The sequence below is a fragment of the Candidatus Deferrimicrobiaceae bacterium genome, assembly GCA_036504035.1.
Taxonomy (GTDB): Bacteria; Desulfobacterota; Deferrimicrobia; order Deferrimicrobiales; family Deferrimicrobiaceae; genus JANXPS01.
The window spans coordinates 76044-93883 of sequence record DASXVV010000004.1; the positions used below are offsets into that span (position 1 = coordinate 76044).

Sequence of the window (17840 nt, forward strand, 5' to 3'; positions counted from 1 at the left end):
TCGGGCAGAACTTGCGGAGGCGGCAGCTCGCCGGGCGCCGCCTCCGCTCAACCGAAATCGATCACATTCAACTCGAGGGCCTCCGCCGCCCTGGCCATCAGTTCGTCGAACGTGGCGAGAGCCGTGGCGCCGGCGGCTTGTGCGAAGGCCAAGTGAAGGGCGTCGAGCGTCCGGAGCGGGATGTCGGGCAGCATGGTCATCAGGTTCACGGCCCCTTCGAACGAATCGGGTGATAGGGGTGCCTTGTAGAGGAAGCCGTTGCGCAGGTCCTCGCGGAAGGCGGCATAAACCTTCGCCTCGGTCGTCGCATCGAACGCCTTTTCACGACGTTTCCTGGCCAGCAAACTTCGCATCTCGGCGACGGTCAGGTCGCTGATTACCATGGGGGCCGATCCGACGATGAACCGCTCGACCGCCTCGGAGTGCGGTTCGTTGAGGTACCACTTGGCCAGCGCGCTCGTGTCGAAATAGACCGGACCGTCAACGCGCATCGCGTTCTTCCCGGATCGCCCGCTCGCTCCCATCGGCCATCGGCGCCATGCTTTCGCGCAACGCCTTGTGGGACGGCACCGCCCGATTGCCCCCGATCGGCACAAGTCGGGCCACCGGCTCTCCCCGTCGGGTGATCGTCACATCCCCTTCGGCGAGCAGTTTCTCGAGGCGCGACAGCCCTTCTCGGGCTTCCCGTACGGTAATGCTCCTCATCGGGCCGGTCCTCCTTCTGCCTCCGTGCAGCACGTGCCTCATTTATGGTAATTGTAGCACATGGAGTCGGATCCGGAGTCAATCCGCGTCGGGCAGCACGTATCCCGCGTCGGGGATGATGAGCGCGGGGGGGAGTTCCTCCAGCAACGTTTCCGCCAGCCGGATCGCTTCCTCGAACGATCCGGCCGGCTTCATTCCCATCCGCTCCACGTCTTCCCCCCGAAGCGACGACACCAGGATCACCCGGCAGCCGTGCGCCTTGGTCAGCGTGGCGTGGGCGGTCTGGCCGTAGATCTGGTAGTTCTTCCGCAGGTCGATTTCCATCTGGCCGGGATCCTCGAAACGGAACCAGTGGAAGAAGTTCGGGCTGCCGAAGCCGTCGGCGCACTCGGCGAGCAGGATGAGCACGCCGCCGGGCTCGACCGCCCGGAACGCGTTGTCGAGCGCCTTGTGCGACTGGATCACGTTGATGTCCTTGGGCCAGCCGCCCGCCGAGGCAATGACGAGCGGGTAGCGCCGCGGCAGAGAGACGCGGAATACGTCCGCATACCGCTCGCAAGCCTCGCGATGCGCCAGTCGCCAGTCTCCGGCCACCGCGTCGAACAGCCGCTTGTCGGGCAGGAGCAGCGTATTGAGCAGAAACGTCGGCGCGGCCATCGCGACGGCCTCGTCGATGTCCTCGTGCACGGGGTTTCCGTCGAGCTGCCCGGCGTGCGCCAGCGGGTGCTTTCCCGGACCGTCGGGCAGGAAGACGCGGAAATGGGTGGCGGCCGCGGTGTCGCGATGGGCGCAGCCGGGGACGAGCGCTTTGCGGCCCCCGCCGAAGCCGGCGAAGTAGTGGAAGGAGATCGTGCCGGTCAGGACGACCCGGTCGTGGTCCATGACCGGTCGGTAGACCTGCACGCGGGTGCCCCGGGTCGTGACGCCGAGCGTCGCCATCTCGCCGTCCGGGTCGGATTGCACGACCCGGACGCCCGAGGAAAGCTCGGGGCCGACGACCTCTGCGATCTCGGCGTCGGTCAGCGCCCGGTGGGTTCCGCGTGCGACGAACAGCGTTACGCACTTCCGCGGGATGCCCGCGGCGTCCGTTTCCGCGAGCAGCGGCGACAGGAACTTCTCGGTCGCGCTGTAGCGGGTGATGTCGGAGATCGGCACTGCGACGGATTCGGAAGGCGACAGAAGAGCGCGGAGTGGGGGCGATCCGACCGGGCCCCCCAGCCGGGCGCGCAGCATCGCGATCTCGTCGGACGGCATCGCCGGTTCCCGGGCGGCCAGCCACGCGGCTTCCCGGCGGGCGCGGTCGGGGATGGCGACCTCGCCGCGGCCGTACCGAAGGGTTGTCGGGATCATTTGCGCCTCCTTGCGGTACACTTGATCGATCACCAGGCCGTGCTCATTCTATCGCGACCGGATCGGAGAGATCGATGGACAACCGCTTCCTGCTCGAATTCGCCATGGAGACGGCCGCCGGCGCCGGGGAGATCCTGCGCAGCAACTATGGCCGCCGCCAGACGATCCACTTCAAGGGCGAGATCAACCTCGTGACCGACGTCGACCGCGCTTCCGAGGCGTACATCAAGGACCGTATCCGCAACCAGTTTCCGGACCACGGCATCATGGCCGAGGAAAGCCCCGAGGAAAAATCGCCTTCCCCGTACCGCTGGATCGTCGACCCGCTCGACGGGACGACAAATTACGCGCACAACTACCCCTGCTTCTGCGTTTCCATCGGGGTCGAGCACGAAGGGATACCGGTCGCAGGCGTGGTCTACGACCCGCTGCTGGACGAGATGTTCACGGCGTGGGCGGGAGGAGGCGCGTTCCTCAACGATGAGAAGATTGCCGTTTCCGACATTGACGAGCTACGGCGTGGGTTGCTGGCGACCGGATTCGCCTACGACGTCAAGACGTCGACCGACAAGAACTTCGACTATTTCCAGTCCTTCGTCATGACGGGGCAGGCGATCCGGCGCGACGGCTCCGCCGCGCTCGACCTGTGCTATCTGGCGAGCGGCCGCTTCGACGGTTTCTGGGAGATGCAGCTGAAGCCGTGGGACACGATCGCCGGGCTGCTGATCCTGCAGGAAGCGGGCGGGATGGCCACCTGCATGGACGGCTCTCCGTACGATATCCACAAGCCCGACATCCTGGCGAGCAACGGGAAGATCCACGGGCAGATGCTGGACGTGATCCGGCGGACCGTGAAGGGGTAGCGTCGAGGGAAGCAAAGAAAAGGGCGCCAAGGGAATTTCCCCGGGCGCCCTTTTCTTATGTCTAAAGAGAAGCGGGACTACTTCTTGATCGGTTCCAGCATGATGACGCCGTACTTGTCGTGCTGGAACGGGTGAACCGCCGGGAACTTCCCGAACAGCCAGCCTTTGAAGATCTCCTTGCCGGCCTGCTTGATCTCGAGGCGAAGCGCCGGGTTTTCAAGCTTGTCGGAGTTGGAGGTGATCGAGTCGCCGGTCATCGCGAAGTGGGGCAGGAACTCGCCGACTTCGAGCGTCAGGTCGCTGTCGGGGACCTTGAAGGAGGAGTTCAGGTCGACGGTGAACGTCTTCTTGGTCTTCTTCTCCTTGTATTCGACTTCGATCTTGGCGCCCTTCCAGGCCTTCTTGATCGCATCGGGGACGACGATCTTCTTCTCGGCGCCGCCGCCCATGTCGCCGTGCGGCGCGCCGCCCTGGCCCATGCCGGGAGGCATCTGGCCGGGAGCCGCACCCTGCGGGGGCATCGGAGGAGGCGTTTCCTTCTTCTTGCAGCCGTTTGCCGCAAGGCCGAACGTGACAAGCAGGGCGATCAACAGAGCGAAACGCTTCATCGGGCAAATCTCCTTTCGGTGCGATCAAATTGAATGAATGGCGGAGAGGGAGAGATTCGAACTCTCGGAACCCTTTTGAGATTCACACGATTTCCAGTCGTGTTCCTTCGGCCAGCTCGGACACCTCTCCGCTTGAAAAAACGATCTTGAAAAGATCAATTCGGGGTCGAACCCGAATAATTGCTGCCACCTTTACCCCTGGAAGGGAAAAAATGGCGGAGAGGGAGGGATTCGAACCCTCGGTACAGTTTTACCCGTACAACCGCTTAGCAGGCGGTTGCCTTCAGCCGGCTCGGCCACCTCTCCGTTTTCGGTTGCGCAGGGAAAGATCGATCCTGGCGGAGGGAGCAGGATTTGAACCTGCGGAGCATCGCTGCTCAACGGTTTTCAAGACCGCCGCCATCAGCCGCTCGGCCATCCCTCCCCGAAACTTTTACTTATACATTATTACGGGACCGGATGGGACAAAAAATATCTGAGCGCGAAATGCCCCCTCCGACGCAGCCGAGGGGAAGATGGCGCCCGCGGCGCGTTGCCGTGGGAGGCGATTTCCAATATGATATTAGATTAAACCTACATCCGGGGGGCATTTCCGATGGCAATTCCGTTCATGGACCTCAAGGGGCAGTTTTCGGCGTACGAGGCCGAGATTCGCGCACAGATGGACGACGTGCTGAAAAGCGGCGCGTTCATCATGGGGCCCAAGGGCGCCGCGCTCGAGAAGGCGCTCGGCGGATTCGTCGGCGCGCGCCATGCATTCGGCTGCTCCTCGGGAACGGATGCCCTCCTGCTGGCGCTCATGGCATACGGCGTGAAATCCGGCGACGAGATCGTCACGACGCCCTTCACCTTCATCGCCACGGCCGAAGTGATCGCCCTGCTCGGCGCGGTTCCCGTCTTCGTCGACATCGACCCCGTGTCCTACAATATCGACCCTGCGAAGATCGAGGCGGCGATCACGCCGAAGACGCGCGGGATCATCGCGGTCAGCCTCTATGGGCAATGCGCCGACCTCGAGGCGATCCTCGCGATCGCCGAACGGCGCGGCCTCTTCCTGGTCGAGGACGGCTGCCAGTCGTTCGGCGCGGTGCGCAACGGAAAGCGTTCCTGCGGCTTTGCGCACGTCGGCACGACTTCCTTTTTCCCATCCAAGCCGCTCGGATGCTACGGCGACGGCGGGATGGTCTTCACCTCCGACGACGCGATCGCCGACAAGGTGATGGGGCTGCGCAACCACGGGCAATGGGAACGGTACCGGCACCGGGTGATCGGCATCAACGGGCGGCTCGACGATCTCCAGGCGGCGGTGCTGCTGGCCAAGTTCGCACGCTTCGAGGAAGAGCTCGCCACCCGCACCCGGATCGCCCGCCGATATTCCGAGGCGCTGGGCGACGTGGTGAGCGTCCCCGCGATCATGCCCGGCAACACGCACGTCTTCGCGCAGTACTCGGTGCGCACGCCGTCGCGCGACGCGTTGGCGAAGGCGCTGGGCGAGAACGGGGTGCCCACGGCGGTCCATTACCCGATCCCGCTGCACCTGCAGGAGGCGTTCGCGTCGCTGGGATTCCGCGAGGGGACGCTTCCCGTTTCCGAGGCGGTTTCGAAGGAGATCATGTCGCTTCCGATGTCCGCCTTCCTGTCGCAGGCCGACCAGGACGAGGTCATCCGGCAGATCCGGCGCTTCTTCGGCAAGTGACCCGCCCCGCCCAGGCGATCCTGGTCCGCGCGGTCAACTGGCTGGGCGACGCGGTGATGACCACCCCCGCGCTCGCCGCGTTGCGCGCGGCTCGGCCGGGGAGCCGCATCACGCTTCTGGCCAAGCCGCTGGTCGCCGAGCTGTTCCGGGGGCACCCCGACGTCGACGAGGTGATGGTCTACGACCGCGACGGCAGCCACGGGGGAATCTCCGGCAGGCTCCGGATAGCGTCCGTCCTGCGCGCCCGCCGCTTCGATTCCGCCATCCTGCTTCAGAACGCCTTCGACGCCGCGCTGCTGGCTTTTCTCGCCCGCATTCCCGACCGGGCCGGCTATCCCACAGACGGCCGGCGATTGCTGCTGACGCGCCCCGTACCGCTGACGCCGGAGATCATGGCGTCGCACGAGGTCGAATACTACCTGTCGCTGCTCGCGGCGCTCGGCGTGCCCCGCCCGCAGTCGCCCGGGCTGCGGCTGCACGTGACCGGCGATGAGCGAAACGCGATGTCGGCCCGCCTGTCCTCGCTGGGCCTCACGCCGGGTGCGCCCATCCTGGGGATCAATCCCGGGGCGACGTTCGGCGCCGCCAAGCGCTGGTTTCCCGAGCGGTTTGCCGCGGTCGCCGACGCCCTCGCCGAGGCCTGGGGCGCCTCGGTCGTGCTACTCGGATCGGCAAAGGAAGCGCCGCTCTCCGACGCGATCGAGGCGGCCATGAAGAAGAAGCCGGCCAAGCTGACCGGGAAGACGACCGTCCGGGAGATGATGGCGCTGCTCGGGGCATGCGCCTTCCTCGTGACGAACGATTCGGGCCCGATGCACGTCGCCGCCGCGCTGGGCACCCCGCTGACGGCGATCTTCGGCCCGACCGAGTGGCGCCGCACCTCGCCTTGGACGAAGAGAGCCCGGCTTGTGCGCGCCGAGGGGATCGCCTGCGCGCCCTGCAAGCGGCGCGAATGCGACCGCGCGCCGATCTGCATGCTGGGCGTGACGCCGCAGATGGTCATCGACGCGTCGCTCGACCTGTACCGCGAGGTGGCCGATGGACGTGTCTGAATCCGCGCGGATCCTCATCGTCAAGCTGTCCGCGATGGGCGACGTCGTCCATGCGCTGGCCGCGGCCGCGTACCTGCGCAAGTCGGCGCCCGGCGCCACGATCGACTGGGCGGTCGACACCCGCTTCGCCGGGATCGTCGAAGGGCACCCCGCCGTCGACGGGGTCGTTCCGCTCGACATCAAGGCGTGGAAGACGCGCTGGTCGGAGGAAAAAACGCGCCGGGAGGTCATCGGGGCGATCCGGGGTCTCCGGTCGGCCCGCTACGACGTTGCTTTCGACCTGCAGGGGAACGTCAAGAGCGGCGTGGTGACGCTGCTCTCGGGCGCGCCGGTGCGGGTCGGCTTCCCGAAGGAGATCGTCCGGGAGAAGCCGAACCTCTTGTGCACGAACCGGCACGTCCCGCACGACCCGTCCGACCGGCACATCACGCACCGGCTGCTCCGGCTGGTTTCGGCGCCGTTCGGCGGGACGTTCGCTCCCGAGGAGGCCAGGCCTTCCCTTCCCGTGCCCGAAACGGCCCGGCTGGCGGCGGCGGGGCGGCTCGCCGAGGCGCTTCCGGGAGCGACCCGGTTCGTGGCGCTTCACGCGGGCACGACCTGGGCCACCAAGCGGATGGACCCGGCGTTCTGGGCGGCCGTGATCGTGCAACTGCGCGACCTGTCGCCGGGGTTGGGCGCGGCGCTGTCGTGGGGGAGCGAGGCCGAGCGGGTCGAGGCCGAGCTGATCCGCTCGCTGGCGGGGGGGCGGGTGGCGCTCCTCCCGCGGTTGGGATACCCGGAGCTGGCCGCAGCCTATGCCGCCTGCGGATACATGATCGGTCCCGACTGCGGCCCGCTCCACCTTGCAGCGGCGGCGGGTGCCTCGACGGTCTCGGTCTTCCGAAGTACCATACCCGAATGCGTCGCGCCCGAAGGGGCACGCCACAGGGCCATCCGCGCGCCGCAGCCGTGCTTTGGCTGCATGATCCGGGGCAGCAAATCCTGTCCGCGCGACGCCGCGTGCCGGGAAAGCATTCCGCCGGCCGAGGTGGCCGGGACGATGAAGGAGCTCATGACTTGGTGAAGGTGCTCGCCGTCTTCGGGACCCGCCCCGAGGCGATCAAGATGGCGCCGGTCGTCGCCGCGCTGAAGGCGCGGCCGGGGCGCTTCGACGTCCGGGTCTGCGTGACCGCGCAGCACCGCGAGATGCTCGACGCCGTGCTGGCGCTTTTCGGCATCAAGCCCGAGTACGACCTCGACCTGATGCGGCCGGGGCAGGACCTGTTCGACGTCACGACGGGCGTGCTCTCGGGGATGAAGCGGGTGCTGGCCACGGAACGGCCGGACATCGTGCTGGTCCACGGAGACACGACCACGACCATGGCCGCGGCGCTTGCCGCTTTTTATTGCCGCATCCCGGTCGGCCACGTCGAGGCGGGGCTTCGCACCGGCGACAAATACGCCCCGTTTCCCGAGGAGATCAACCGGAAGGTCGCCGGCGTCGTCGCCGACCTGCACTTCGCCCCCACCGAGGCGGCGCGCGACAACCTGTTGCGGGAAGGGGTGGCCTCCGGCGCGATTCATGTCACCGGCAACACCGTGGTCGATGCGCTGCTCGACGTCGCCGGGCGGATCCGCGGCGATGCGGCGCTCCGGTCGCTTCTCTCCGCCGAATTCCCCTTCCTCGATCCCGATCGGCGGCTGATCCTCGTGACCGGCCACCGGCGCGAGAATTTCGGGGACGGCTTTGAACACATCTGTCGGGCGCTGGCCGACCTGGCCGCGAAATACGCCGACGTGCAGATCCTTTATCCCGTGCACCTGAATCCCCAAGTGCAGGAACCGGTGAACCGGATCCTGGGCGGGGGCGGCGCATCCGGCATCCATCTGGTTCCGCCGGTCGACTACCTGCCGTTCGTCTACCTGATGGACCGCGCGCACCTGATCGTCACCGATTCGGGCGGCGTGCAGGAAGAGGCGCCGTCGCTCGGCAAGCCGGTCCTGGTGATGCGCGAGGTGACCGAGCGGCCCGAGGCGGTGGCGGCGGGAACGGTCCGGCTCGTGGGCACCGGCCGCGAGGCGATCGTGCGCGAGGCGTCGCGGCTGCTCGACGATCCGGAAGCGTACGCGGCGATGAGCCACGCGCACAACCCATACGGAGATGGCCTTGCGGCGGAACGGATCGCCGACTGCCTCGAAAGGTTCGGTGATAATTGACGCGAGGCCCGCTCCATGTAGATTCCAGGGAGGAGCTGTTCCGCAGGGTGCTGGCACTGCGCCGCGAGGGACAACTCTACAACCTGTCCAACGGCTATTTCGAGGATGGTTTCCGTGGCAGCATCGACCGTTTCTGCGAGATCGCCTATGCGCTCCGCGACAGCCCTCGAGTGCTCGACGTCGGGGCGGGAGGCGGCCTGCTGCTGTCGCTTCTTTCCGAGCTGGGGCACGAATGCCACGCGGTCGACATCAACGACAACTCCGAGGCCTTCCCCGAGATCTACCGGGCGAAGAAGATCGAGTTCCGCGTGTGCAACGTCGAGGCCGACCCGATCCCGTATCCCGACGGCTTCTTCGACGCGGTGACCTGCTGCCAGGTGCTCGAGCACTTCACCTATTCGCACCTCGGCGCCGTCCGCGAGATGCGGCGGGTCCTTCGGCCCGGCGGCATCCTCGAGATCGACGTGCCCAACGCCGCCTGCTTCCGCAATCGCAGCCGCATGGTGCGCGGGAAGCACATCACCTGGGACTACGCCAAGCATTACCTGCACGCGGAGCCGCTGATGTACAAGGGGATGCCGTTCTTCCCCGACCGGCACAACCGCGACTTCACGCTCGCCGACCTCAGGCTCCTGATGGAAGAGGCCGGCTTCCGCATCCGCGATATCCATTTCCTGAAATCGAGCCGCTATCGGGAGGGTCTCGAATCGATCCGCTCGATCGGCAGCGCGATGCGGGACGCGATCCCGTCGCTGCGCAAGTCGATCATCGCCTTCGGCGAGAAGGCGGTGTAGCGGCAATGATCCTCCACGTCGTCGAGCCGACTTTCGAATCGAGCGCCGGCCACTGCCGCAGCTTCGTCGAGAGCCTGTGCCGCGCGTCGGCGGGGCGCGGGGTGTCGATCCACATCTGGGCGGGACGCGGCGCCGAATTTTCCGCGCCGGAAGGGGTCGACGTCACGCTGCACCGGCACTTCTTCCGGCGGCTGCGTCGCGTCCAGTCGTTCTTCCTCTACAGGAAGCTGCTCAAGGGGCCGGGTCGGCTCTTCGTTTCCACCGCGGGTCGCATCGACATGGCGCTCGTGACGCTGGCGGCCGGCGGCACATTGCCGCCGAAGAAGGCCTACCTCTACTTCCACTGGCTCTGGGCGTCGCCGAAGAAGCTGGCGTTTTTCCGGGAGACGGCGCTGCGCCAGCCCGAGCTGGTCATCCTGGCTCCGATCCCGCCCGTCGTCGAGCCGTTCAAGGAATGCGGCTTCCGGAACGTGCGGATGGTTCCGTATCCCGTCGCCCCCGCGGGCGGCTCCGAAAAGCCGGCCGGGCCGTTCCGCCACCTGCTGTTCGCGGGGGCGGCGCGCAAGGACAAGGGATTCGAGCACATCGTCGCGTTGATCGGGCGGCTCAAGGAGCTGGGGGAGACGGTTCCGTTCGTCGTCCAGACCTCGGCCGACCATTACGGCAAGGAGGACCCGTTCATCCGCGAACTGTTCGTGCGCCTGAAGGCGATCGGATACCCAGGGCTCCGGACCGTCCCGGAAACGCTGTCGTCCGAAGAATACGCGAAGCTTTTCGCGGGGGCGATCTGCATCCAGCCCTACGACCGCGCCACCTTCGCGGGGCGGGTCAGCGGCGTCACTTTCGACGCGCTCGCGGCGGGCGCGCCGATCGTCGTCCCCGACGGGACCTGGAACGCCCAGGCGGCCGAGGCGCACGGCGCCGGCGTCGTGGTGACTGACCTCGGGCCCGAAGCGCTGCTCGCGGCCGTGCAGACAATCCGCGCCGACTACGCCGGCTACCGCGACCGTGCCTGGGAAGGGGGCCGTCGGATGCAGCAGTCCAACGGCTCCGCCCGGCTGCTCGAGGCGCTGGTCGAATGACCTCCGGGCCGGCGCGGGATCCCGCGGGCGGGCGCAAGCCGTTCTCGGCGGTGCTGATCGCCCTCAACGAGGCGGGTCGCCTCGCGGCGTGCCTCGAATCGCTGGCGTTCGCCGACGAGATCGTCGTCGTCGATTCGGGCAGCACCGACGCGACGTCCGAGATCGCCCGGGCGCACGGCGCCCGCGTCGTCCAGATCCCGTGGCGGGGCTTCGGGCCCCAGAAGCAGGCGGCGGTCGATGCGGCCTCGCACGATTTCGTGCTCAACGTCGACTGCGACGAGCGGGTGACGCCTACTCTGGCGGCAGAGATCCGGGGGCTGCTCGACTCCGCGCCCTCGTTCGCCGCCTGGAGCGTGCCCCGCCGCACCTTCCTGGGCGAAAAAGAGATCCGCCATTGCGGCTGGTATCCCGACCGGACGGTGCGCTTCTTCGACCGGCGGCGGGCGCGCTTCTCGGACGACCTCGTCCACGAGCGGGTGATCGTCGAGGGCGCGACGGGTGCGCTGGCGAATCCGCTGATCCATAAGTCGTTCAAGGGGCTGGCCGACCTGCTCGTCAAGCTCAACCGGTACAGCGACCTGTCCGCCCTCCAGATGCACGGGAGGGGGCGCCGCTGCGGTTTCCTCGACCTGCTGCTGCGGCCGCCGTTCGCCTTCTTCAAGACCTTCGTGCTGCGCCGGGGCTTCCTGGACGGGGTCGAGGGGTTCGTCGTCTCGTGCAGCACGGCCATGCTGTCGTTCGCGAAGTACGTCAAGCTGCGCGAATTGTCGCAACGGGAGAAGCCTTGACCCGCCCCCTCGCGACGCCTCCCGCCTCGGTCCTGATCGCCTGCGTCCGGCTGATCGGCGACGTGATCCTCTCCACCCCCCTCATCGGGCTGTTCCGGGAGGCTTGGCCCGACGCCGCGATCGATGTGCTGGTCGCCCGGGGGACCGGGGATTTCCTCGAGAAGGACCCGCGCATCCGGAAAGTGATCTACGCGGGCAGCGGGGAGACGCCGGGTTCGGGCAAGGGCGGCGCGGGATACGCGCGGGCGATCTTCCGGGCCTATGACCTTGCCGTCAGCCTGACCTCGAACGACCGCGGGACGCTGGCGGCCGCGATCGCCGGTCGGCGGGCGCGCGTCGGGTTCACCCAGGGGGGGCGCGGCATCCGGGACGTGTGGAAGAAGGCGGTGCTCACCCACGCGATCCCGAACCAGTACGCGATCCACGTCGCGCGGCTTTCCCAGCTCGTGGGCGAGGCGCTCGGGCTGCGGGTCGACCGGCTCGAGGCGAAGGTCTTCTGGGACGCAGCCGACGCGGCGGCCGTGTCCACCCTCCTCCATGCGGGCGGCGTCGACGCCCCCTACTTCGTCGTCCACCCGTTTGCCCGCTGGGGCTACAAGTACTGGGCTCCGGAGCGGTTCGCCGAGGCGAGCGATTTCGTGGCCGGACGGTACGGCCTTCTCCCCGTGTGGAGCGCATCGCCCGATCCCGCCGAGCGGGCGCTGCTGCGCGAGACGGCGGCGCTGTGCCGCGTCCGGCCGGCGCTGGTCGAGGGGGCGTTGTCGCTTTCCGGCATGACCTGCCTGCTTTCCCGCGCCGCCCTTTACATCGGCCTCGACACGGCGATCTCGCACCTTGCGGCGACGACCGGGATTCCGATGGTCGTCCTCTACGGGCCCTCGATCGCCGAGCGCTGGTCGCCCTGGGACAACGCGGGGCCGGTCGCGCAGCAATGCCCGCTTCCGCGGGGCACGCAGCGCATCGGGAACACGATCCTGGTCCAGAAAGGGTGGGACTGCGTCCCGTGCGGCAAGGCGGGGTGCGACGACCGGGGGGGCGAAAGCCGCTGCATGGCCGAGATCTCCGTGGACGAGGTGACGTCCGCCGTCGAGACGCTCCTGCGGCCGCCTGGTCCCGCAGGGAGCGGCGCTTGATTTCCCCCGCCGCCTCCCGGTGGCTGGTGCTGTCCTATTTCGCGAACATCGACGGGATGGCGCCGTCCCAGCACATCGACGACCGGCTGCCCCATCTGCGCCGTCTCGGCATCGCGCCGATCCTGCTCACCGGCCCCTGCTGCGACCCGATCGAGGGGATGATTCATGCGCGCGTCGCCTCGGTCGCCCCGTCGGGACTTCGCTTCGAGCTGCGCCATTTCAGGCGGCGCTCGGCCGGCGCGATACGGATGCTCGGGACGCTTGCCTCGGCGGCGCTGCTTCCCGCCTACCTGCTCGAAAAGCTCGCGGCCGACCTCGACAGCCAGTGGTCCTGGTTCCCGCGCGCCGCGCGCAAGGGGCGTGCCCTGTGCCGCGAGAACGCGCCGAACCTGATCTATTCGACGGGAGGGCCCTGGAGCGCCCACGTCGCGGCGGCCCGGATCGCGCGAACGACGGGGCTTCCGTGGATCGCCGAGCTGCAGGACCCGCTTGTCCACGGCGACTGGCTTCGCAGCCGCGTTGCGCTGCGCGTGGCCGCTTCCGTCGAGCGGATGATCTTCCGGGATGCGTCCGCGGTCGTCTACCTGACGCAGGCTGCGCGCGACGCGGCCGAGAGCCGCACCGGCGTCTCCGGGAAAGCGGTGTGCATCTACGCCGGCGCCGAGCCGTTTCCCGATCCGCCGCCGCTGGTCGCAAAGAAGGCGTCCTGCCGTTTCGCCCACTTCGGATCGCTGGGCGGGTCGCGCAACCTCAAGGTGTTCCTCGATGCGCTGGCGATGCTGTTCCGGGACCATCCCGACCTTGCGGATAAAGCCGGACTCGACGTCTACGGCACCGTCGACCGGCTGTCGCGCGCGCTCATCGAGGCGTTCCCGTGGGCGAACGCCGTGACGATCCACGGCCGGGTGCCGCGGAGGGAATCGCTCGCCGCGATGCGCCGGGCCGACGTCCTGCTTCTCATCCAGAACACGGAAGAGTTTTCGATCGAGACGATCCCGTCGAAGACGTATGAATACCTCCATGCGGGGCGCCCGGTGCTCGGCCTCGTCTACCGGAACCCGGAGCTCTACGCGATGCTGGAGGGCGCCGGCCACGTCGCGGCCGACGGCGCCGACCCTGCGGCGGTCAAGGAGGCCGCCCTGCGGCTGATCCTGTCCCGGGAATCCGCCGGGGAATCCGCCCCCAAGCCGTCGCCGTACACGGTCGCCGCTGCGGTCGATGCCCTCGCGTCGCTGGGCGCATCACTGGGGAAGCGAGCGTGACGGCTCCCGCACCACTTCCGAAGGCCAGCGTCCTCGTCGTGACCTGGAACGGGCTCGCGGAGGCGACGATCCCCTGTCTCGACAGTCTCTTCGCCGGGACGACCTTCCCCGACTTCGAGGTGGTCGTCGTCGACAACGGATCGACCGACGGCACGCGGGAATACCTGGTGGCGCGCGCGGTCCGCGAGCCGCGCCTCAAGATCCGGCTCAACGACACGAACCGCGGTTTCGCCGGCGGCAACAACGACGCGATCCGGGAGGCGTCCGGCGACCTCCTCGTCCTGCTCAACAACGACACACAGGTATCGGAAGGATGGCTTGAGCGGCTGTGCGCGCCGCTCCTGCGCGACCCGTCCGTCGGCCTTGCGGGCCCCGTTTCCAACGCGGTCGGCAACGAACAGCAGATCTTCACGCGCGGAGAGAGCCCGGCCGAACTCCTCGAGGAAGGGGCGGCCTGGACGCGGGCGTCCCGCGGGGACACGTTCGAGACCGGCCGGCTCGGCTTCTTCTGCGTCGCCACGCGCCGGGACGTCGTGGAAAAGGTCGGGGCGCTCGACGAGGGCTACGGGCTCGGCTTCTTCGAGGACGACGATTATTGCCTCCGGGTCCGGAACGCGGGCTATCGCCTGATCTGCGTCGAGGATGTCTTCATCCATCACCGGGGCAGCGTCTCGTTCGGGAAGGTGCCGGGCGTGGTCCGGTCGTTGCTCAAGGCGAACCGGCGGCGGCTCGAAGGGAAGTTCGGCATCTGCCACGATCCGCCGCACCCGAGGGAGCGCCAGCTCGACCTCGCCGAAGCGTACCTGGCGCAGGGCGGCGACCCGGAGAGGATCGCGGCCAAGGTCCGGAACCGGCTGGCCGCCGCCCTGCGGCTCACGCCGAAGGGGTGGCTCAAGCGGCTTCGGTTCGCCGCCCGGCTGAAGCGGATCCGGAGGCGGCTCGAGGCGTTCGTAACCGGCGGTGGGGCCGGAATCGAAGCCGACTGAAGATTTCCCACGGTCGCTCCGATAAGAAACTGGTGGTGCCGTTTCGAATCCATTGACCGAAGAGGTTATCGAGAATGATTCCCCCCGGTGATTCCCCGAACCAGGACGGTCGCGAAGACCTGCTCCAGGAGGCCGAACGGCTGCTCCTGGCGGACCGCGAGAAGGAGTCCGGCGAGGCCGGGCCCGTCCGGGCGTTCCTCGTGTTTTCGCTGGGCCGGGAGTGGTACGCGATCGACTTGTCCAGCGTCAGGAAGGTGTTGCGCCCGGCGTCTTTTGCCCGCGTGCCGGGGGCGTTGCCCGAGGTGCTGGGGCTCATGAACAGCCAGGGCGAGGTGCTGTGCATCCTCGATCTGCGGAAGATTCTCGGAAGGCCGGCCCCGTCGTCCCCCTCGGCCGAGGGGCAGCTCGTGATCGTCGTCCAGGCGGGCGGCAAGGAAGCGGGTGTCCTGGTCGACACGGTCGACGACGTGTGGGAGATGCCGGCCTCCGACGTGGCGCCGACGCTCGATTCGCTTGACCCCGGGAAGGCCAAGCTGTTCGAGGGGACCCTCGAGCGGGACGGCCGCTTCGTCGGCCTGATCAGCGCCGCGATGTGCCTCAACCCTTGAGGGGCGGGGCGTGAACGTCCTGGTCATCGACGACGGCGAAACGCTGCGCGGCTACGATTGCCGCGAGGTGCTGCGCGTCGACGAGCCGGCCGGGGGAGGCGAGCTTCCGTTCATCGTCCATTTCGGGCGTGCCGGGAGCACGTGGGAACTTTGCTGCAGGAACGTGCTCGGCTTCTACCCGCTGTCGGCGGCCGACATCCGTCCGCTGCCGTTGGTGCTTAAGGAACGATTGACGCAGGGCGAGGGTCCGTGGGCGGTCGGGATCACGCCCGGCGGCCTGTGCCTGCTTTATTGAAGACAATCGTTTGGTGAGGGGGATTCGTTGCGCTGGACCAGCTTTACCGGAAGATTGATGCTGCTGCTCGCGTCGCTGCTGCTCGCGGCGGTCGTGGTCATCGCCGCGGGGGTATCACTGCTCGCACGCGACATCCTGGTCGGTGCCGGCCGGGACCCCATGGAGGCCTATCGGCTGGGGGCCGGGGCTGCCGGGGTCGCTTTCCTGGCGCTGGTGGGTGCGTTGCTGGTCATCGGGTTCTTCTCCCGCCGTTTCACGGCCGGCCTCATCGGGCTGGCGGGGACGGCGCAGGAAATCTCGGCCGGCGATCTCCGGACCCAGGTCCCCGAAGCGGGGTTCGACGAGCTCCGGATGCTGGCGCGTGCCTTCAACGCGATGGCCGACAGTCTCCGCACGGTGATCCGCCAGATCCAGGAATCCGGCGGGGCCGTGGGCGAATTCTCTTCGGGGATCACGACGGTGATCCAGGAGCAGGCGACGAGCGCGTCGCAGCAGGCGGCGTCTTTGGCCGAGGTGACGGCGACGATGGAGGAGCTTTCCCGCACCTCGCACCAGATCGCGGGCAACGCCGAGTCGGTCCGGGAGAGCGCCGAGCAGACGGTCGAGATGGCGCAGCAGGGGACGACGCTGGTCAGGGAAAGCGTCGACGGGATGGCCCGGATCAAGGACCGGGTGACCGACATCGCTCAGAAGACGCTGTTTCTGGGCGAGAAGAGCGGCGAGATCGGGAAGGTGATGGATCTCATCAAGGAGATCGCGGGCGAGATCCACCTGTTGGCGCTGAACGCGGCGATCGAGTCGGCGGCGGCGGGCGAGCACGGGCGGCGCTTCGCGGTGGTGGCGTCCGAGGTCCGGCGCCTTGCCGAGAAGACGCGGGAGTCGACCGAGACGATCCGGTCGCTGGTTTCCGAGATCCAGTCGGCGACGCAGGGGTCGATCGTGGCGACCGAGCAGGGCAGCCGCGAGGTCGACAAGTGGCGCGAGACGATCAACCTGACGGCGGATGCCTTCGCGGAGATCATCGGGATGATCGAGAAGACCTCCGAGGCGTCGATGCAGATCTCTCTGGCGACGCACCAGCAGACGAGCGCGAACGACCAGGTCGTGGCGGGGATGAGACAGGTCGCCGAGACGGTGCGGATCTCGGCAGCCCAGATGAAGGAGTCGTCGACGTCGGCGGTCGAACTCAAGGGGATGGTGGACAAGCTGGCAAACAAGGCCGCGGTATTCCAGGTCTGAAGCGTGAGAGGGTGATCCCATGAAAATTTCCGGCATCGGTTGGAACAGCCTGTCCGGCCGCATGATGATCGCGTTTACCGCGTTCGTGCTGCTCGTGACCGGGCTGTTCGTGACGGTCCCCTACCGCATCACACGGAGCGCGCTCGAGCAGGGATCGATCGATCGCGGGAAGCTGTTCCTGCGGTCGTTCCAGCGTGAGGTCTCCGATGCGCACCGCCAGGGGGGGATCGAAGCGGTCCGGGAGCTGTTCCGGCGCGTCCACCAGGAAGGGCACGATGTCGCCTGGGCCGCGTTCGTCGACGGCTCGGGCACGTTCGTGGCGCACACCGAAGGCAGCCGCGCGGGAACGCGATGGGAGGGGGGCGAAAAGGGAGGGGCTTCCGATGGACATCGGCTCTCCGGAAGCGGCGATGCGTTCATGGAGTTCGCGGCGCCGGTGATCGACGGAGACAAGACGCTCGGCATGGTCGTGATCGGCGTCTCCGGGGCCGAGGCGGCGGGTATTCTCAACCGCCTCCTGTCGCGCCTGCTGCTCCTCGGTTTTTGCGTGATCGTCGTCTCCATGGTCTCAACGCTGCCGTTTACCCGGCAGATGTTGTCCGGCCTCACTCACCTCAAGGAGATCACCCGCGAGATCTCCCGCGGCGAACTGCGGACGCAGGTGCCCGAGGAAGGGTATGACGAGGTTCGGGCGCTGGCGCGCGACTTCAACCGGATGGCCGACACGTTGCGAACGTTCATTCAGCAGATCCAGGAGGCGGGCGGGCGGCTCGGCGACTTCTCTTCCGGCATCACGACGGTGATCCAGGAGCAGGCGACGAGCGCGTCGCAGCAGGCGGCGTCTTTGGCCGAGGTGACGGCGACGATGGAGGAGCTATCCCGCACCTCGCACCAGATCGCGGGCAACGCCGAGTCGGTCAAGTCGAGCGCCGAGCAGACGGTCGAGATGGCGCAGCAGGGGACGACGCTGGTCAGGGAAAGCGTCGACGGGATGGCCCGGATCAAGGACCGGGTGACCGACATCGCGCAAAAGACGCTGTTTCTGGGCGAGAAGAGCGGCGAGATCGGGAAGGTGATGGATCTCATCAAGGAGATCGCGGGCGAGATCCACCTGCTGGCGCTGAACGCGGCGATCGAGTCGGCGGCGGCGGGCGAGCACGGGCGGCGCTTCGCGGTGGTGGCG

The 17840-nt window shown here is 67.7% G+C and carries 19 protein-coding genes and 3 tRNA genes; 15 read left to right on the forward strand and 7 right to left on the reverse strand.

Features of this window, described 5'->3' with window-relative positions:
• Positions 1-47 precede the first annotated feature (47 nt).
• From VGK27_01215 to larA, 3 genes are all read right to left on the reverse strand, one after another.
• The gene (locus VGK27_01215; GenBank protein ID HEY3488723.1) at positions 48-491 is read right to left on the reverse strand and encodes a type II toxin-antitoxin system VapC family toxin; all 444 of its coding nucleotides are present in this window, start codon (positions 489-491) and stop codon (positions 48-50) included.
• The gene (locus VGK27_01220; GenBank protein HEY3488724.1) at positions 481-705 is read right to left on the reverse strand and encodes a type II toxin-antitoxin system prevent-host-death family antitoxin; all 225 of its coding nucleotides are present in this window, start codon (positions 703-705) and stop codon (positions 481-483) included. The genes VGK27_01215 and VGK27_01220 overlap by 11 nt, the downstream gene beginning before the upstream one ends.
• A gap of 78 nt (positions 706-783) precedes the next feature.
• Positions 784-2055, reverse strand: coding sequence for a nickel-dependent lactate racemase (larA, locus tag VGK27_01225; GenBank protein ID HEY3488725.1), 1272 nt, complete (start codon positions 2053-2055; stop codon positions 784-786).
• A gap of 74 nt (positions 2056-2129) precedes the next feature.
• Here larA and VGK27_01230 point away from each other — a divergent pair, with 74 nt between their 5' ends.
• Positions 2130-2918 (forward strand): inositol monophosphatase family protein, encoded by a 789-nt coding sequence (locus VGK27_01230; protein HEY3488726.1) that lies wholly within the window; start codon positions 2130-2132, stop codon positions 2916-2918.
• A 77-nt stretch (positions 2919-2995) separates the two neighbouring features.
• Here VGK27_01230 and VGK27_01235 read toward each other — a convergent pair whose 3' ends face one another.
• The 4 genes from VGK27_01235 to VGK27_01250 form a co-directional block, all read right to left on the reverse strand.
• A complete protein-coding gene (locus VGK27_01235; protein HEY3488727.1) occupies positions 2996-3526 on the reverse strand; it encodes a hypothetical protein in 531 nt (176 codons plus the stop codon).
• Positions 3527-3564: 38 nt separating this feature from the next.
• Positions 3565-3656: transfer RNA gene (locus VGK27_01240), tRNA-Ser, on the reverse strand.
• An 83-nt stretch (positions 3657-3739) separates the two neighbouring features.
• Positions 3740-3832 (reverse strand) — tRNA-Ser (locus VGK27_01245).
• Between the two features lie 30 nt (positions 3833-3862).
• Positions 3863-3950 (reverse strand) — tRNA-Ser (locus VGK27_01250).
• 171 nt (positions 3951-4121) lie between these two features.
• Between VGK27_01250 and VGK27_01255 the strand changes: the two genes are divergently transcribed.
• The 14 genes from VGK27_01255 to VGK27_01320 all read left to right on the forward strand — a co-directional run.
• A complete protein-coding gene (locus VGK27_01255) occupies positions 4122-5222 on the forward strand; it encodes a DegT/DnrJ/EryC1/StrS family aminotransferase (protein HEY3488728.1) in 1101 nt (366 codons plus the stop codon).
• Positions 5219-6274 carry a lipopolysaccharide heptosyltransferase II gene (waaF, locus tag VGK27_01260; protein HEY3488729.1) on the forward strand — a complete coding sequence of 352 codons (1056 nt, stop codon included), beginning with the start codon at positions 5219-5221 and terminating at the stop codon, positions 6272-6274. The genes VGK27_01255 and waaF overlap by 4 nt, the downstream gene beginning before the upstream one ends.
• Positions 6267-7337 (forward strand): glycosyltransferase family 9 protein, encoded by a 1071-nt coding sequence (locus VGK27_01265; protein ID HEY3488730.1) that lies wholly within the window; start codon positions 6267-6269, stop codon positions 7335-7337. The genes waaF and VGK27_01265 overlap by 8 nt, the downstream gene beginning before the upstream one ends.
• Positions 7334-8470, forward strand: a complete 1137-nt coding sequence (wecB, locus tag VGK27_01270) for a UDP-N-acetylglucosamine 2-epimerase (non-hydrolyzing) (GenBank protein HEY3488731.1) — start codon at positions 7334-7336, stop codon at positions 8468-8470. Before VGK27_01265 ends, wecB begins: the two co-directional genes overlap by 4 nt.
• A 47-nt stretch (positions 8471-8517) precedes the next feature.
• The gene (locus VGK27_01275) at positions 8518-9264 is read left to right on the forward strand and encodes a class I SAM-dependent methyltransferase (GenBank protein HEY3488732.1); all 747 of its coding nucleotides are present in this window, start codon (positions 8518-8520) and stop codon (positions 9262-9264) included.
• A 5-nt stretch (positions 9265-9269) separates the two neighbouring features.
• Entirely contained in the window at positions 9270-10346 is a 1077-nt protein-coding gene (locus VGK27_01280; GenBank protein HEY3488733.1) for a glycosyltransferase, read from the forward strand.
• Positions 10343-11134 (forward strand): glycosyltransferase family 2 protein, encoded by a 792-nt coding sequence (locus VGK27_01285; GenBank protein HEY3488734.1) that lies wholly within the window; start codon positions 10343-10345, stop codon positions 11132-11134. The genes VGK27_01280 and VGK27_01285 overlap by 4 nt, the downstream gene beginning before the upstream one ends.
• The gene (locus tag VGK27_01290) at positions 11131-12267 is read left to right on the forward strand and encodes a glycosyltransferase family 9 protein (GenBank protein HEY3488735.1); all 1137 of its coding nucleotides are present in this window, start codon (positions 11131-11133) and stop codon (positions 12265-12267) included. The genes VGK27_01285 and VGK27_01290 overlap by 4 nt, the downstream gene beginning before the upstream one ends.
• On the forward strand, positions 12264-13529 hold the full coding sequence (locus VGK27_01295; GenBank protein ID HEY3488736.1) for a glycosyltransferase family 4 protein: 1266 nt from the start codon (positions 12264-12266) through the stop codon (positions 13527-13529). The genes VGK27_01290 and VGK27_01295 overlap by 4 nt, the downstream gene beginning before the upstream one ends.
• Positions 13526-14515 carry a glycosyltransferase gene (locus tag VGK27_01300; GenBank protein HEY3488737.1) on the forward strand — a complete coding sequence of 330 codons (990 nt, stop codon included), beginning with the start codon at positions 13526-13528 and terminating at the stop codon, positions 14513-14515. Before VGK27_01295 ends, VGK27_01300 begins: the two co-directional genes overlap by 4 nt.
• A gap of 74 nt (positions 14516-14589) precedes the next feature.
• Positions 14590-15123 (forward strand): chemotaxis protein CheW, encoded by a 534-nt coding sequence (locus VGK27_01305; protein ID HEY3488738.1) that lies wholly within the window; start codon positions 14590-14592, stop codon positions 15121-15123.
• Positions 15124-15133: 10 nt separating this feature from the next.
• Positions 15134-15418, forward strand: coding sequence for a hypothetical protein (locus tag VGK27_01310; protein HEY3488739.1), 285 nt, complete (start codon positions 15134-15136; stop codon positions 15416-15418).
• Between the two features lie 27 nt (positions 15419-15445).
• Positions 15446-16657 (forward strand): methyl-accepting chemotaxis protein, encoded by a 1212-nt coding sequence (locus VGK27_01315; protein HEY3488740.1) that lies wholly within the window; start codon positions 15446-15448, stop codon positions 16655-16657.
• Between the two features lie 19 nt (positions 16658-16676).
• Positions 16677-17840 (forward strand): methyl-accepting chemotaxis protein (locus VGK27_01320; protein HEY3488741.1); only part of this gene is annotated, 1164 nt, incomplete at its 3' end.